This is a genomic window from Mesorhizobium sp. M0615, assembly GCF_040320805.1.
Classification (GTDB): domain Bacteria; phylum Pseudomonadota; class Alphaproteobacteria; order Rhizobiales; family Rhizobiaceae; genus Mesorhizobium.
The window spans coordinates 217,250-232,806 of sequence record NZ_JAMYQI010000009.1 but is presented as its reverse complement, the minus strand read 5'-3'; the positions used below and the strand labels follow the sequence as shown (position 1 = coordinate 232,806).

The following is a 15,557-nucleotide window of genomic DNA, read 5'->3' as shown; positions in this document are numbered from 1 at the left end:
TTCACCCTGTTGCCCAGCTTGAATGGTCGACATGGACGGTGATCAGTCTGTCGACGCCGAATTCCGACAGATGCACCGTCTCGGTTGTCGAACCCGCCAGATCCTGCGCCACGGGAATTGCCGTTTGCAGGAACGGGAAGCAGGCTTCGCGGATACGCGCCAGCCGCGACAGGCCGGCGCCGAGGCGAGTGCCGCGTGCCGGCATCCTGCTCGACGAAACCATGGCCGCCAAGCGCCATCAGCAGCCGCCGCGTCGTCGCCTTGTCGAAGGCGCACCGCCGCGCGAGATCGGAAAGTCCGAACTCGGGCTCGCCCACCGTGAACAGCTCCAGAAGTGAAATCGCCTTGCCGACCGTACCCATCCAGCCTCCCGCTCGGATAGAAACTTAATGTGTGAATTAACTTGACAGGCATCGGCATTCTTTGCAAGTCTATATTCAAAATAAGGGTTCAAATAATGAACCGATGGCATTCAGGGAACAGGCCGAGCGGCCGCGAAACCCAGGGGTTCGTAAACTGGAGGGACAAATGTCAGCAGTTTCGGAACAGGCGCCCGCCAACAGGCTGCGCAAGAACAGTCTTGGCGTCGGCGCTATCACCTTCATGGTGATTTCGGCGGCGGCGCCGCTCACCGCGGTCGCCGGCGGCACGCCGCTCGGCATGCTTATGGGCAATGGGGCGGGCTTTGCCGGCACCTATCTTATCGTGACCGTGTTGCTGCTGCTGTTTGCGGTCGGCTACGTCGCCATGTCGCGCCATGTCGGCAATGCCGGCGCCTTCTATGCCTATGCCGCGCGCGGGCTGGGCGGTTTTGCCGGCGGCGCAACCGCAATCATCGCGATCCTGTCCTACAACGCCATGCAGATCGGGGTCATGGGCCTGCTGGGGGCCGCGACCGCCGGCCTGTTCGCCGGCTGGGGCATCGACCTGCCCTGGTGGGTGTGGAGCTTCATCGCCGTCGCCATCGTCGCGGTGTTGGGCTACCGCCAGGTCGACCTGTCGGCCAAGATCCTGACGGTGCTGGTGCTGTGCGAATACATCGTTGTGCTGGTGCTAGACCTCGCCATCCTCAAGACCGGTGGCGACAGTGGTCTCTCGGCGGCGCCGTTCAGCTGGAGCCAGATCGTCAGCGGCTCGCCCGCCATCGCCATCCTGTTCTGTTTCGCCGCCTTCATCGGTTTCGAGGCGACGACGATCTACGCCGAGGAAGCCCGCAATCCCAAGGTGACCATTCCGCGCGCCACCTATTTCTCAGTGCTGCTGATCGGCGTCTTCTACATGGTCACGGCCTGGCTGATGGCGGTCGGCGCCGGCGTCGACAAATTGTTGCCCGCACTGCAGGCGCTTCAGGATCCGACGACTTTCCTGTTCGGCCTGTCCGACCGCTACGCCGGAACCATGCTGTCGCACGCCATGGGCATCCTGTTCGTGTCGAGCCTGTTTGCCGGCGTGCTGGCGTTCCACAACGCGGTTGCCCGCTACATCTACGTCTCGGGCCGCGAGAAGCTGTTGCCTGAAGCGATCGGCGTGACGCATTCAGTGCACCAGAGCCCGCATGTCGCTTCCGTCATCCAGAGCGTGTTGGCAGCGATCGTCATCGGACTGTTCGCGGTGCTCGGCCTCGATCCGGTTCTGGCGCTGTTTTCCTGGCTGACCAATGTCGCGACGCTGGGAGTCATCGTCATGATGGCGGTGGCCTCGCTCGCCGTGGTGATGTACTTCCGCGCCAACCCGTCGACGCAGGAGAATGCGCTGAAGACCACCATCCTGCCTGGGCTGGCCTTCATCGCTTTCGTCGTCATCATCTACCTGATCGTCATTAATTTCGGTGGCCTGTCCGGGGCCGGTGGCTTCCTTGGCGTGTTGCTGCCGGGGCTGGTGCTGATTGCCGCGGTGGTCGGCCTGCTGCTTGCCGGTGCGTTGAAGAGCCGGGATCCGGTTGCCTTCGAAAATCTCGGCGTGCCGCTGAAGGACTAGGACAAAGGACAAGGGGGTAGCGCGTTCGGCGCCGCCCCTTTCCATCGCAAAGGGAGTACCGGCGTTGAGCTTTGCCGAGAGCATCACCGTTGAGGCGCTGGAAGCCGATCCGTATCCGATCTATGCGGAACTGCGGCGCAGTGCGCCTGTCGCTTTCGTGCCGGCGGTCAATCTCTGGTTCGTCACCCGCTGGAAGGACGTCGAGACCGTCGCAAAGTCACCCGACATCTTCTCCGCCGTCGTCGGTACGTCTCCGGTCGAACGCTCGTTCGGCAAGCCGACCATCCTGACCACCGACGGCGAAACGCATAGACAGCTGCGCCAAGGCGTCGATCCGAAATACCGGCCGCGCACCGTCGCCGCCTATGCCGGCGATCTCGTACGGTCGATTGCCGAACCTTTTCTCGACCGGATCGCCGAACAAGGCTCCGCCGAGCTGATGGCGGATTATTTCGAGCCGGTGTCGACGCTCAGCCTGGCGCGCTCGCTTGGCCTTGCCGACATCGACATGCCGACGCTGCGCCGCTGGTTCTATGGCCTTGCGCAGGGCGCCATCAATTTCGAGAACGACCCGAAGCGGCAAGAGATCGCCGACGCGATCAGCGCCGAGGTCGGCGCAGCCATCCGGCCGACTCTGGATAGACTGGCGCGCGCACCCGACGACTCGGCGCTGTCGCATATGCTGCATGACGGCATGCCGGAAGGCACGACGCGGCCGATCGATTTCTTGATGCCAAGCATCAAGGTCATCCTGCTTGGCGGCATGCAGGAGCCCGGACATGGTGCCGGTTCGATCCTCGCCGGCCTGCTTGCGCATCCCGAACAATTGCGGCAGGTGCTCGCCGATCCCGAGACCTTTGTGCCCAGGGCTGTCGATGAAGGCTTGCGCTGGGTGGCGCCGATCGGCACCCAGACGCGGCAGACGACGCGGGCGGTCGAGCTTGGCGGCGTAACGATCCCTGCCGGCGCCGCGGTCGCTGCACTTGTCTCCTCGGCAAGCCGCGACGAGAGCCGCTTTGCCGATCCAGACCGCTTCGACATCAACCGCAGGGAAGGCAATCATGCCGCCTTCGGCTTTGGTCATCATTTCTGTTCGGGCCGGTTTTTCGCGCGCGAGCAGATGTGCCTTGCATTAAGGCTGCTGCTCCTGCGCTTCCCCGATCTCAGCCTGGTGCCGGGCAAGGTGCCGGTGTTTCGCGGCTGGGAATTCCGAGCGCCAACCACGTTGTATGTTTCCCTGGGAGTCCGCCACCAATGATCAGCCAGAATGCCATCGACGCGCTGCGCAAGACGGAGATCGGCGAGCGGGGCTTGTTTATCGACGGCGTACAGGCCGCAGCGACGAGCGGCGCGACGCTGGCGGTGATTTCGCCGATCGACGGCCGCCCTTTTGCCAGCATCGCCGACGGCAATGCCGCCGACATCGATCGCGCGGTCCGATCGGCGCGAAAAGCATTCGAGAAGGGTTCATGGTCGCGCGCCGCCCCTGCCTTTCGCAAGAAGGTGCTGACGAAATTTGCCGAGCTGATCGAAGAACATGTCGACGAACTGGTCGTGCTTGGCGTGCGCGACAACGGCACCGAGATCGGCATGGCCTACAAGGCCGAGCCACTGTCGGCGGCCGGCACCATCCGCTACTACGCCGAGGCGATCGACAAGGTCTATGGCGAGATCGCGCCGACGGCCGACAATGTGCTCGGGCTGATCCACAGGGAGCCACTCGGTGTCGTCGGCGTCATCGTGCCGTGGAACTTCCCGCTGATGATCGGCGCCTGGAAGATTGCGCCCGCACTGGCCACCGGCAACAGCGTCGTCGTCAAGCCGCCGGAGATCGCCTCGCTGACCTTGCTGCGGCTGGCCGAACTCGCAAGCGAGGCTGGACTTCCCGAAGGCGTGTTCAACGTCGTTACCGGGCATGGTGCTGTCGCCGGCGAAGCGCTTGGCCTCCACATGGATGTCGACGCCATCGCCTTTACCGGATCGGGGCCGGTCGGCCGGCGGCTGCTCGAATACTCCGCCCGTTCCAATTTGAAGCGGGTCTTCCTCGAGCTTGGCGGCAAGTCGCCCAACATCGTCTTTGCCGACGCTCCGGACCTGAAGCAGGCGGCGGTCGTCTCGGCCAACGGCATCTTTCGCAATTCAGGCCAGGTCTGCGTGGCGGGCTCGCGTCTGCTCGTCCAGTCGTCGGTCTATGATCTTTTCATGGACGAACTTGTCTCGGCAACCACGCGGCTCAAGGTCGGCGACCCGCTCGATCTCGCCAGCGATATCGGTGCGGTATCGAGCGCCGAACAGCTGGACAAGAATCTCGGCTTCGTCGCCATGGCGCAAGCCGAAGGCGCCCGTCTCGTCGCCGGTGGCGAACGGATACTGACCGAGACCGGCGGCAGCTACATGGCGCCGACGATCTTCGAGAACGTGACGCAAGAGATGCAGTTGGCGCGCGAGGAGGTGTTCGGACCGGTGCTCGGCGTGATGCGCTTCGAGACCGAGGAGGAGGCGGTGCATCTCGCCAACTCCACTGTCTACGGACTTGCCTCGGCGGTGTGGACCGCCAATCTTTCCACGGCCCATCGCATGGTGCGCGCCATCAACGCCGGTGTCGTCCACGTCAACACCTATGGCGGAGCCGATATCACCGTGCCGCTTGGCGGCGTCAAACAGTCCGGTTTCGGCCGTGACAAGTCGCTGCATGCGCTGGAGAAATTTGTCGACCTCAAGACCGCCTGGATTGCGCTCTGAGCCTTGCGGAAAGGCCAGCGTATCTGCTCTTTTCGTCAAGCTTGGCCTCAGAAACGCCACGCTGGTGCTGGTTGGCGGCGATCGCGTCACCGCTATCGGCAGTTCCGACTAGCGTGGTGTCGTGGGTCCTGGTTTTGCGCGGAAAGCCGTGTTGCGGCCGGCCGGTATCACGGCGTCCTACTCCGTTGTGCTCGCTTTTTTTCTGCGCCGATTGGTGTGCGACTGGGCGACGGCCATTCGTAATTCGGGTGTGACCTCCAAAGGCGCATTCTCTGTCCCATGCGGGTCTTGCAGCCCCTGGACGTGGACGGTCGGGAATGGGAGTTCGATGCCCTGCTCCTTGAAGGCCTGGCGGAGGCGCAAAAAGAACCTGCCTTTCATGCTGAAGGCGCCTCCAGGTCTGGTCGTAACCTTGACCCTCAAGACGATGCCGTACTCGCCGAACTCCTGCACGCCCTGCATCTTGATCGGTTCGATCACCCAGTGTTTGAACCCCGGATCTTCGGCCAGTTCCAGGCCAATTCGCTTGATCAGTTTGCGAGCAAAGTCGATATCGGTGTCATAGCCAACGGTGATGTTGAATTTGTCGGTGACCCAGTCACGGCTCTGGTTCTGCACGGCGCCGAGTTCACCGAAAGGTATCGTGAACAGCGGACCACGATGGTGGCGCAGCTTCACCGAGCGCAGCGAAAAGCTCTCCACCGTACCCCTGTAGCTGCCCGATGAAATGTATTCGCCGACACGGAAAGCATCGTCGAGCAGATAAAACACGCCAGAGATCACGTCCTTGACGATGGTTTGCGCGCCAAAACCCACCGCGACGCCGACGACGCCGGCGCCGGCGATCAGCGGGCCGATCTGGATGCCGATCGAAGCGAGCATCATCAGCACCGCCATCACGATGATCACTGCTAGCAGAATGTTCTGGATGATCGGCAACAGCGTGTGCAGCCGCGCCTGATGCGGATCGAGGGTGAGGATGTCTTCTTCGCTCACCACCGCTTGCGGTATCGCGACGCCCAGCTTTCGTTCGATCAAGGCTTTGATGATCGACCAGCCGAAATCGGCAGCAAGGGCAATGACCACGACGTTGATCAAGCCGCGCAATATGAGCATGGTGGTCGTATCGCTGCCGCGCATGGATTGCATGTCCAGGCCCAGTACGCGTGCGAGAAGGTAAGCCGCCGCGAGGATGAAAATCATCCGGATACCGCGATCGATGACAGCGATCGTCACCGCCGGGATCGTCGGCCGGCCCGCATCTTCCGAACCGGGCCGCAGGACGAAATTAACCCCGCGCTCTGTCAGCACAATTGCCAAAGGCAGGAAGAATGCGGTGAAGGTAAACCAGAAGAATGTGTAGAGGCCGGCAATGCGTTCGAGGAACAGAACGACGAAATAAGCCGTCAACAACCATGTCACTGCCGTGTGACCGCTGTGGCGCGCGCCGTCTCGCTGCGTCCTTGGCCGACGCCAAATGGCCAGCAGGAAGAGCAACAGCAGGATGAAATCGGCGCCGACGGACAGGACCATCATTCCGTCCTGGTCTATGCCGAGACCCGGCAAGAGGACAAACGCGGCGGCGAAGAAGGCGAAAACGCCGACGATCCGGGGCAGCCAATAAGCCCAATGGTCAGCAGCTCCGTTGGTGATCGGCAGGGCACGAACCTCGATGGCGTGCTCGACCTCCATGAAAGAAGGGACGAGCGTGGCCATCACGTATAGGCGCACAGCCCACGTAAAGACCGCAGCCATCAGAAATGTCAGCACAATCTCGCGGATGAGCGCTGGCCAGTCGAACAGCATGAACGCACCGGCGCTGCCCAGCGCGAACGAGCCGATCATCATGCTGGAATAAAGCGTGCGGCCGCCGATCTTCTTGGCCCGCCCGATGGGCGTATCTCTGGGTTGCGCGATGATCCAAAGACGAAATGGACGGGTGAGCTTGTATATTGCCCAGGTGAGCGCCAGGCCGGCAGCGATAAAGATCGCAATCAGCACCAATATGCTGACGGGGCCCTTGCTGGACATATCGTCCATTGTCTGGGCCCGGACGCATGCGAACTGGCCCGGCAGTGTGGGCACGGTTCGCACGATTTTCTCGATGTGATGCTTGATCCGATCGAGCGTCGAGGATGCCATTGTATTCATCTGGCTCGGTGCGGCCACGGCGTCGGCCGGCGGAGCGCCAGCCTCGGCAGGCGCTTCCGTTGATCCAGCGGCCTGATTTCGTTGCTCGGCCACCCAGGCCTTCACCGACGGATCGTCGAGAAGCTCGAACAGCTGTTTGACCTTCTCGGGCGCGACGGCGGCCGGTGACTGCGCCTGTGCCGGGCCAGCCAGCAGGAGGGCGATGCCAAGGATGAGCGGCCCGGCAATCAGGGCAAACATCGTCGTCAGGCCTCCGAGACGCCGTGCCGGGCGCGCCAGCTTGCTGGCTCCCAATCGTCGTTTCATGAGCAGCATCGTGCGGTAACCTTCCGGTCAGATCGGCGAGCAAGGACAGCTATGTCCGTCGTTGCCCCCACCTTTAACAAGCCGATGTTGCGGTGCAAGTCTCATCGCACCTAGACCGTTGGGTAGGGCACCAGGCGACCGGCAAGGCTGTCATCACCAGCGCCAGCGTTGCGCTGCGTTCCTTGTCCCGACCACCTAGACCGGGTCGTTGTCGGTCGTCGGTTGCTCCGCGGCGGGAGCCTGTGACCATGCCGCATTGCACAATTTTGCGACCTTGCCCACAATGCACGCATGGTCCGCAGCTCACTCGCCGTCCTGGTCATCGACGAAAACCGTATCCGCGCCGCGATCATCGAGGCAGGTTTGCGCGAGGCCGGCCATGAGCGGGTCACCGTCATCCACGACGTGACCGGCATTGCGCGGCGCATCGCCGAGATCGAGCCGGACGTCATCGTCATCGACCTGGAAAACCCGAACCGCGACATGCTGGAAAACATGTTCCAGCTGTCGCGTGCGGTGAAGCGGCCGATCGCCATGTTCGTCGACCGATCGGACCAGGCATCGATCGAAGCGGCGGTCGATGCCGGCGTTTCGGCCTATGTCGTCGACGGCCTCAGGCAAGAGCGCGTCAAGCCGATCCTGGACATGGCGGTCAGCCGCTTCAACGCTTTCTCGCGCATGGCGCGCGAGCTGGAAGAGGTTCGAGGGGAGCTTGAGAGCCGCAAGGTGATCGACCGTGCCAAGGGCATCCTGATGAAGTCGCGCGGCCTGACCGAAGAGGCCGCCTACACGCTGCTGCGCAAGACGGCGATGAACCAGAACCGCAAGATCGGCGACATTGCCCAGAGCCTGGTGACTGCCGCCGGGCTGCTCGGGCCGTCGGAGGACGAATGAGCATGAGCGCCGAGCACCAGATCACCGCCGGCTTCATGCCGCTCTTCGACAGTGCCGTGCTGGTTGCGGCGGGTGAGCTTGGATTTGCCGCACGCGAGGGCATCGATCTCACACTGCACCGCGAGACCTCCTGGGCCAACATCCGCGACCGCATCGCCATCGGCCATTTCCACCTGGCGCACATGCTGGGGCCGATGCCGCTCGCCTGCAATCTCGGGCTGACGCCGCTTGCTTCCGAGACCATCGTGCCGTTTTCGCTCGGGCTTGGCGGCAATTGCGTCACCATCTCCAACGCCGTCTGGGAAGGCATGGCGGCACACGGCGCCATACCCGATCTCGAGCCCGCGCGCGCGGGCGCAGCCCTTCGTGCCTTCATTCGCGAGCGCGCCGGGGCTGGCGGCGATCCGCTGCGCTTTGCCGTGGTGCACCCGCATTCGGGGCATAATTACGAACTGCGCTACTGGCTTGCCGGGTGCGGCATCGATCCGGAGCGCGAGATCGAGATCGTCATCGTGCCACCGCCCTTCATGGCCGATGCGCTGGTCGCCGGGCGGATCGACGGCTACTGCGTCGGCGAGCCCTGGAACAGCGCCTCGGTCGCCGCCGGCACCGGCCATATCGTCACCATCAAGGCGCTGCTGTGGCGCAACAGTCCGGAGAAGGTGATCGGCGTGCGCAAGGCCTGGTCGCAGGAGAACCCGGTCGCGCTGGCAGCATTGCTGCGCGCGCTGCATCATTCGGCGCGCTGGTGCCAGGATCCGGGCAACCACGCCGAACTGGCTGGTGTGATGGCTCAAGCTGGCTTCCTCGGCCTGCCACCAGCTGTCCAGATGCCGATCCTGACCGGCCATCTTGAACTGGGCGGCGGCGCCGAACTGGATGTCGACGACTTCTTCCTGCCCTTCGACAAGGCGGCGAACTTTCCGTGGAAGAGCCATGCGCTGTGGTTCTATACGCAGATGGTGCGCTGGGGGCATGTCGAGCACACGCCGGAAAACCTTGCTATCGCCCGTGACTGCTACCGTCCGGACCTCTACCGCTCGGCGCTAAAGCCGCTTGGCGTTGCACTTCCCGGCGCCAATGCGAAGGTCGAGGGCGCGCTTAAGGTCGCCACGGCTGTCGGTGCGACTGGGGCAGGCTTGGTGCTTGGGCCGGACGGCTTCTTCGACGGTCAGACCTTCGACCCCGACGAGATCGACGGCTATATAGCGCGCCAGAAAGTCGCTCGCGCGGAAGCCTGATCATTCTCGCGCCATTCTTGTGCATTGCACAAAAAATGTGCGTGCGATTGCTGTAATGAACAATCTTTGACCTGCTTGCGATGTCGCCTCGCGTGCCGGCGTCTGGCGCGTAATGTTGATTTCATTTAGGTTTTTCGTTTCACTCAGAACTGGCACGGTTCCTGCTTTGAATTAGCCAGACCCTTCGCGGGTCACGGAACAGGCGTCCAATGGCGGGCGCCACAGGCAAAGCTGCCGCTCAGGTCAACGACGCGATCCCGGATGTACGGACGCGCGAGGCCTGGACGGCGGCTTTTTTGTTTTGGGCCACTCGACGAAGCGTTCAACCGGAGATCACGATGAAAGAAAAAATAGGGAAATGGATCGGGACGGGAACATCGCTCAAGGATGTGACGCGCCGCGATTTTCTTGTCAGCAGCGCCATGACGGCCGGCCTGTTCGTGGCGGCCCGCAAGCTCTTCCCCTCGGGCGCCTATGCCGCCACGACCGCTCCGGAGGTCACCGGCGCCAAGCTCGGCTTCATCGCGCTGACCGACGCGGCGCCGCTGATGATCGCCAAGGAGAAGGGGCTGTTCGCCAAGTTCGGCATGCCCGACGTCGAGGTGATCAAGCAGGCCTCCTGGGGCGCGACGCGCGACAATCTGATGCTCGGCGGCGAAGCCAACGGCATCGACGGCGCTCACATCCTGACGCCGCTGCCCTATCTCATGCACACCGGCAAGGTGACGCAGAACAACCAGCCGATGCCGATGGCTATCGTGGCGCGGCTCAACTACGACTGCCAGGGCATTTCGGTTGCGCAGGAATACGCCGGCACCGGTGTCGGCCTCGACGCCTCCAAGCTGAAGGACGCCTTCGCCGCCAAGAAGGCGGCCGGCAAGGAAATCAAGGCCGCCATGACGTTCCCGGGCGGCACGCATGATTTGTGGCTGCGCTATTGGCTGGCCGCCGGCGGCATCGATCCCGACAAGGACGTCTCGACCATCGTCGTGCCGCCGCCGCAGATGGTCGCCAACATGAAAGTCGGCAACATGGACGTGTTCTGCGTTGGCGAACCGTGGAACGAACAGCTCGTCCACCAGGGCGTTGGTTTCACCGCCGCCACCACCGGCGAACTGTGGAAGGGTCATCCCGAAAAGGCGCTCGGCCTCCGCGCCGAATTCATCGACAAATACCCGAACGCCACCAAGGCGATCGTGATGGCCGTCATGGAGGCCCAGCAATGGTGTGAGCCCACGGAGAACAAGGACGAGATGGCCGCCATCATCGGCAAGCGGCAATGGATGAACGTGCCTGTCGCCGACATTATCGGCCGCCTCAAGGGCGACATCAACTACGGCAATGGCCGCGTGGCCACCGGCACTGACCTCTACATGAAACTCTGGAAGGGTGGCGTCTCCTATCCCTACAAGAGCCACGACAGCTGGTTCCTCGCCGAAAACATCCGTTGGGGAAAATTCGCGCCGACCACCGACATCAAGACGCTGGTCGATCAGGTCAATCGCGAGGATATCTGGCGCGAGGCGGCGAAGGATCTCGGCGTTGCCGCAGCCGATATTCCGGCCTCGTCGTCGCGCGGCGTCGAGACCTTCTTCGACGGCAAGATTTTCGACCCGGCCAACCCGTCGGCCTATCTCGACAGCCTGAAGATCAAGGCATCGGCTTGACCAGCGCAAACGGCGCGTTCCGCCGTTTGTCGCCCCAGCGCAACGGCGCTTCGCCGTTGTCGACCGCATCGACCCCGGAGTTATTGTCAGACATGTCCATCCAAGCCATTGAGGAAACCACGGTGAAGGCGTTCCCCGCGAAGCCTGCCGCGGTCATCGCTTTCACCGCCAGGGCGCGGCGCCGCTTCGACCCGATCGCGATCGCCGGCAGGCTGGCCACCGCCCTGGTGCCGCCGGTCATCGTTATCGCCTTCATGCTGGTCGTGTGGCAGATCGCCTGCTCGTCGCCGACCGCCAGCCTGCCGCCGCCCAGCCAGGTGTGGAACGAGGCCTATGACCTGATCGCGCATCCGTTCTTCAACAACGGCCCGCAGGATATCGGCCTTGCGTGGCGGGTGCTGATCTCTCTGCAGCGCGTCGCCATCGGCTTCGGCCTGGCGGCGATCGTCGGCGTCGCGCTCGGCGCCCTGGTCGGCCAGTCGATCTGGGCCATGCGTGGCCTCGATCCGGTGTTCCAGATACTGCGCACCGTGCCGCCGCTGGCCTGGTTGCCGCTGTCGCTGGCTGCTTTCCGCGATTCCAGCCCGTCGGCGCTGTTCGTTATCTTCATCACCTCGATCTGGCCGATCATCATCAACACCGCCGTCGGCGTGCGCAACATTCCCGAAGACTACCGCAACGTCTCGCGCATCCTGCGGCTCAACCAGTTCGAATTTTTCGTCAAGATCATGGTTCCGGCGGCTGCACCTTACATCTTCACCGGCTTAAGGATCGGCATCGGCCTGTCCTGGCTCGCCATCGTCGCCGCCGAAATGCTGACCGGCGGCGTCGGCATCGGCTTCTTCATCTGGGACGCCTGGAACTCGTCGCGGCTGCCCGACATCATCGTCGCGCTCGCCTATATCGGCGTCACCGGCTTCTGCCTCGACCGCCTGGTCGCGGCAGTCGGCTCTTTCGTCACCCGCGGCACAACGGCAAAGTGAGGAGAAGGGCGATGACGGCCTATCTGAAGCTCGACCATATCGACAAATCCTTTGCCCGCGGCGGTCAGGTCAGCGAGGTGCTCAAGGACATCAGGCTGACCATCGACAAGGGCGAATTCGTCTCCATCATCGGCCATTCCGGCTGTGGCAAGTCGACCTTGCTCAATCTGATCGCCGGGCTGACCAAGGTTTCCGCCGGCGCCGTGCTGCTCGAAAACAAGGAGGTCGACAGCCCCGGACCCGAGCGCGCCGTGGTGTTTCAGAACCACAGCCTGCTGCCATGGCTCACCGTCTACGAAAACATCAGCCTGGCGGTATCGAAAGTCTTTGGTCGTTCCAAGAGCAGGACCGAACGGCATGACTGGATCATGCGCAATCTCGATCTCGTGCAGATGGCCCATGCCAAGGACAAGCGGCCGGCCGAGATATCGGGCGGCATGAAGCAGCGCGTCGGCATTGCCCGGGCGCTTGCCATGGAGCCGAAGATCCTGTTGCTCGACGAGCCGTTCGGAGCGCTCGACGCGCTGACGCGCGCCCATCTGCAGGATGCGGTGATGGACATCCATTCCCGGCTTGGCTCGACGACGATCATGATCACCCACGATGTCGACGAGGCGGTGCTGTTGTCCGACCGCATCGTCATGATGACCAACGGTCCAGCGGCGACCATCGGCGAGGTGCTGGCGGTGCCGCTGGCGCGGCCGCGTCGCCGAGTCGAACTCTCTTCCGACCGCACCTTTTTGCGCTGCCGCGAAGCGGTGCTGAAGTTCCTCTATGAACGTCATCGCTTCGTCGAAGCCGCGGAGTAACGCCATGACCGAAAAACTCGTCATCATCGGCAACGGCATGGCCCCTGGGCGCATGCTGGAGCATCTGCTCGAACAGGCGCCGGGCCGCTACACCGTGACCATCTTCAACGCCGAGCCGCGGGTGAACTACGACCGCATCATGCTGTCGCCGGTTCTCTCCGGCGAAAAGGCCTATGAGGAAATCATCATCCACGGCGACGGCTGGTACATCGCCAACAACATCACCCTCTACAAGGGTCACAAGATCGTCGCCATCGACCGGGCGGCCAGGACCGTCACCTCCGACCACGGCGTCACCGAGCCTTACGACAAGCTCGTCATCGCCACCGGATCGGTGCCCTTTATCATTCCGGTGCCCGGCCATGATCTGCCGGGGGTGCTGACCTATCGCGACCTCGACGATGTTCAGGCCATGATGCTTGCCGCCCAGTCGCGCGCCAAGGCCGTGGTCATCGGCGGCGGCCTGCTCGGGCTGGAGGCGGCAGCAGGTTTGAACGCCCAAGGCATGGACGTCACCGTGCTGCATGTCATGCCGACATTGATGGAGCGTCAGCTCGATCCAGCCGCCGGCTATCTCCTGCAGCGCGCGGTGGAACAGCGCGGCATCAAGGTCATCACCAAGGCCAACACCCAGGCGATCACCGGCAACGGCAAGGTCGGGCAGGTGGAGCTTGCCGACGGCACTATTATCCCGGCAACGCTGGTGGTGATGGCGGTCGGCATCCGGCCGAATGCGGCGCTGGCCAGGGAGGCCGGCATAGCCGTCAATCGTGGTATTGTGGTCGATGCCGGCATGCGCAGCAACGACCCCGACATCTACGCGCTCGGCGAATGCGCCGAGGTCTACGGCCAGGTCTACGGGCTGGTCGCGCCGCTCTATGAGATGGCGCGCGTTGCCGCGAACCAGTTGGCCGGCAACGAGGCAGCGGCCTTCGTCCACATGGACACGCCGACCAAGCTCAAGGTCACCGGCATCGACCTGTTCTCGCTTGGCGACTTCGCCGAAGGCGAGGACCGCCAGGAGATCGTGTTGCGCGATGCCGCCGCCGGCGTCTACAAGCGCCTTGTCCTGAAAGACGACCGCATCATCGGCACCGTGCTTTATGGCGAGACGGCGGATGGGGCCTGGTTCAACGATCTCAAGAAGAAGCAGACCGACATATCGGAGATGCGCGACACGCTCATCTTCGGCCAGTCCTACCAGGGGGGTGCCCCGCTGGACCCTATGGCGGCCGTTGCAGCCTTGCCGGATGATGCGGAAATCTGCGGCTGCAACGGCGTTTGCAAGGGCAAGATCACTGGCGCGATCACGGCCAAGGGCCTGGCTTCGCTCGACGACGTGCGCGCCCACACCAAGGCATCGGCTTCCTGCGGTTCGTGCACCGGGCTGGTCGAGAAGCTGATGGTGCTGACCATCGGCGACAAATACAACCCGGCGGCCGTGCAACCGATGTGCGGCTGCACCACGCTCGGTCATGACGAGGTGCGCCGGCTGATCATCGCCAAGAGCCTGAAGACCATTCCCGCCGTCATGCAGGAGCTGGAATGGACGACCTCCTGCGGCTGCGCAAAATGTCGGCCGGCGCTCAACTACTACCTCGTCTGCGACTGGCCGAACGATTACGCCGACGACTATCAGTCGCGCTTCATCAACGAACGCGTCCACGCCAACATCCAGAAGGACGGCACCTATTCGGTGGTGCCGCGCATGTGGGGCGGCGTCACCAACGCCGCCGAACTGCGCGCCATCGCCGACGTCGTCGACAAGTTCGAGATACCGATGGTCAAGGTCACCGGCGGCCAGCGCATCGACATGCTGGGCATCCGCAAGGAGGATCTGCCGGCGGTGTGGGCCGATCTCGGCCAGGCCGGCTTCGTCTCAGGCCATGCTTACGCCAAGGGCCTGCGCACGGTGAAGACCTGTGTCGGCTCCGACTGGTGCCGCTTCGGCACGCAGGATTCGACCGGCCTCGGCATTCGCATCGAGAAATTCATGTGGGGCTCGTGGACCCCGGCCAAGGTTAAGATGGCGGTGTCGGGCTGTCCGCGTAACTGCGCCGAGGCGACCTGCAAGGATGTCGGCGTGATCTGTGTCGACAGTGGCTACGAGATCCATTTCGCCGGCGCCGCCGGCCTCGACATCAAGGGCACCGAAGTGCTTGGCCTAGTCAAGACCGAGGACGAGGCGCTGGAGCATATCGTGGCGCTGACGCAGATGTATCGCGAGCAGGGCCGCTATCTCGAGCGCATCTACAAATGGGCCAAGCGCATCGGCATCCCCGAGATCAAGCGCCAGATCATGGACGACGGTGCAAAGCGCAAGGCCTATTACGAGCGCTTCGTCTTCAGCCAGAAATTCGCCCAGGTCGACCCGTGGTCGGAACGCGTCTCCGGCAAGGACAAGCACGAGTTCCGGCCAATGGCTTCTGTCGGGTTTGCGCAGGCGGCGGAGTGATCAAAATGGACTGGATATCGATCGGCTCACTCTCCGACATCCCGCGGCGTGGCGCGCGCTGCGTCGACACACCCGAGGGTAAGATCGCCGTCTTCCGCACGCAGGACGATCAGGTCTACGCCATCGACGATCATTGCCCGCACAGAGGTGGGCCGCTGAGCCAAGGCATCGTCCACGGCACCGCCGTCACCTGTCCCTTGCACAATTGGGTCATCTCGCTGGAGACGGGCAAGGCGCTCGGCGCCGACGAGGGCGCCGTGCGCACCATTCCTGTGCGGATCGAGGGCGAGCTCCTGTTCATGAAAGCGCTGGCCAGCCGCGCGGCCTGAAGC

The 15,557-nt window shown here is 63.3% G+C and carries 12 protein-coding genes and 1 pseudogene; 10 read left to right on the top strand and 3 right to left on the bottom strand.

Going from position 1 to position 15,557, the window contains the following annotated elements:
- Position 1: 1 nt before the first annotated feature.
- Both NKI46_RS18015 and NKI46_RS18010 read right to left on the bottom strand, forming a co-directional pair.
- Positions 2-223 carry an IclR family transcriptional regulator gene (locus NKI46_RS18015; protein WP_352747297.1) on the bottom strand — a complete coding sequence of 74 codons (222 nt, stop codon included), beginning with the start codon at positions 221-223 and terminating at the stop codon, positions 2-4.
- Between the two features lie 40 nt (positions 224-263).
- Positions 264-362 (bottom strand): annotated as a pseudogene (locus NKI46_RS18010) (IclR family transcriptional regulator); the annotation flags it as partial.
- A 166-nt stretch (positions 363-528) separates the two neighbouring features.
- Here NKI46_RS18010 and NKI46_RS18005 point away from each other — a divergent pair.
- From NKI46_RS18005 to NKI46_RS17995, 3 genes are all read left to right on the top strand, one after another.
- Positions 529-1,977: an APC family permease gene (locus NKI46_RS18005; protein ID WP_352747208.1), complete on the top strand. Its 1,449-nt coding sequence runs from the start codon at positions 529-531 to the stop codon at positions 1,975-1,977.
- Between the two features lie 64 nt (positions 1,978-2,041).
- Positions 2,042-3,235 (top strand): cytochrome P450, encoded by a 1,194-nt coding sequence (locus tag NKI46_RS18000; RefSeq protein ID WP_352498027.1) that lies wholly within the window; start codon positions 2,042-2,044, stop codon positions 3,233-3,235.
- Entirely contained in the window at positions 3,232-4,719 is a 1,488-nt protein-coding gene (locus NKI46_RS17995; RefSeq protein WP_023818585.1) for an aldehyde dehydrogenase, read from the top strand. The genes NKI46_RS18000 and NKI46_RS17995 overlap by 4 nt, the downstream gene beginning before the upstream one ends.
- 177 nt (positions 4,720-4,896) lie before the next feature.
- On the opposite strand, the gene NKI46_RS17990 is transcribed toward NKI46_RS17995, so the two are convergent.
- Positions 4,897-7,185 carry a mechanosensitive ion channel family protein gene (locus tag NKI46_RS17990; protein ID WP_352747204.1) on the bottom strand — a complete coding sequence of 763 codons (2,289 nt, stop codon included), beginning with the start codon at positions 7,183-7,185 and terminating at the stop codon, positions 4,897-4,899.
- A 282-nt stretch (positions 7,186-7,467) separates the two neighbouring features.
- Here NKI46_RS17990 and NKI46_RS17985 point away from each other — a divergent pair, with 282 nt between their 5' ends.
- The 7 genes from NKI46_RS17985 (at position 7,468) to nirD (ending at position 15,554) form a co-directional block, all read left to right on the top strand.
- Positions 7,468-8,070 (top strand): ANTAR domain-containing response regulator, encoded by a 603-nt coding sequence (locus tag NKI46_RS17985; RefSeq protein ID WP_023667842.1) that lies wholly within the window; start codon positions 7,468-7,470, stop codon positions 8,068-8,070.
- 2 nt (positions 8,071-8,072) lie between these two features.
- A complete protein-coding gene (locus NKI46_RS17980) occupies positions 8,073-9,311 on the top strand; it encodes a CmpA/NrtA family ABC transporter substrate-binding protein (RefSeq protein WP_352747289.1) in 1,239 nt (412 codons plus the stop codon).
- Positions 9,312-9,649: 338 nt separating this feature from the next.
- Positions 9,650-10,978, top strand: a complete 1,329-nt coding sequence (locus tag NKI46_RS17975) for a CmpA/NrtA family ABC transporter substrate-binding protein (RefSeq protein ID WP_352747201.1) — start codon at positions 9,650-9,652, stop codon at positions 10,976-10,978.
- Between the two features lie 92 nt (positions 10,979-11,070).
- Positions 11,071-11,961, top strand: coding sequence for a nitrate ABC transporter permease (gene ntrB, locus NKI46_RS17970; RefSeq protein WP_352747198.1), 891 nt, complete (start codon positions 11,071-11,073; stop codon positions 11,959-11,961).
- Between the two features lie 11 nt (positions 11,962-11,972).
- On the top strand, positions 11,973-12,770 hold the full coding sequence (locus NKI46_RS17965; RefSeq protein WP_023682696.1) for an ABC transporter ATP-binding protein: 798 nt from the start codon (positions 11,973-11,975) through the stop codon (positions 12,768-12,770).
- Between the two features lie 4 nt (positions 12,771-12,774).
- Positions 12,775-15,225, top strand: a complete 2,451-nt coding sequence (nirB, locus tag NKI46_RS17960; RefSeq protein WP_352747195.1) for a nitrite reductase large subunit NirB — start codon at positions 12,775-12,777, stop codon at positions 15,223-15,225.
- A gap of 5 nt (positions 15,226-15,230) precedes the next feature.
- Positions 15,231-15,554 carry a nitrite reductase small subunit NirD gene (nirD, locus tag NKI46_RS17955; protein WP_352747194.1) on the top strand — a complete coding sequence of 108 codons (324 nt, stop codon included), beginning with the start codon at positions 15,231-15,233 and terminating at the stop codon, positions 15,552-15,554.
- Positions 15,555-15,557 lie beyond the last annotated feature (3 nt).

Bases quoted from the DNA above. Each gene is read 5' to 3' on its own strand.
- NKI46_RS17995 (WP_023818585.1), top strand. From the start codon at position 3,232: ATGATCAGCCAGAATGCCATCGACGCGCTGCGCAAGACGGAGATCGGC.
- NKI46_RS17980 (WP_352747289.1), top strand. From the start codon at position 8,073: ATGAGCGCCGAGCACCAGATCACCGCCGGCTTCATGCCGCTCTTCGAC.
- nirB (WP_352747195.1), top strand. From the start codon at position 12,775: ATGACCGAAAAACTCGTCATCATCGGCAACGGCATGGCCCCTGGGCGC.
- NKI46_RS18015 (WP_352747297.1), bottom strand. From the start codon at position 223: ATGGTTTCGTCGAGCAGGATGCCGGCACGCGGCACTCGCCTCGGCGCC.
- NKI46_RS17985 (WP_023667842.1), top strand. From the start codon at position 7,468: ATGGTCCGCAGCTCACTCGCCGTCCTGGTCATCGACGAAAACCGTATC.
- ntrB (WP_352747198.1), top strand. From the start codon at position 11,071: ATGTCCATCCAAGCCATTGAGGAAACCACGGTGAAGGCGTTCCCCGCG.
- NKI46_RS17965 (WP_023682696.1), top strand. From the start codon at position 11,973: ATGACGGCCTATCTGAAGCTCGACCATATCGACAAATCCTTTGCCCGC.
- NKI46_RS17975 (WP_352747201.1), top strand. From the start codon at position 9,650: ATGAAAGAAAAAATAGGGAAATGGATCGGGACGGGAACATCGCTCAAG.
- NKI46_RS17990 (WP_352747204.1), bottom strand. From the start codon at position 7,185: ATGCTGCTCATGAAACGACGATTGGGAGCCAGCAAGCTGGCGCGCCCG.
- NKI46_RS18005 (WP_352747208.1), top strand. From the start codon at position 529: ATGTCAGCAGTTTCGGAACAGGCGCCCGCCAACAGGCTGCGCAAGAAC.
- nirD (WP_352747194.1), top strand. From the start codon at position 15,231: ATGGACTGGATATCGATCGGCTCACTCTCCGACATCCCGCGGCGTGGC.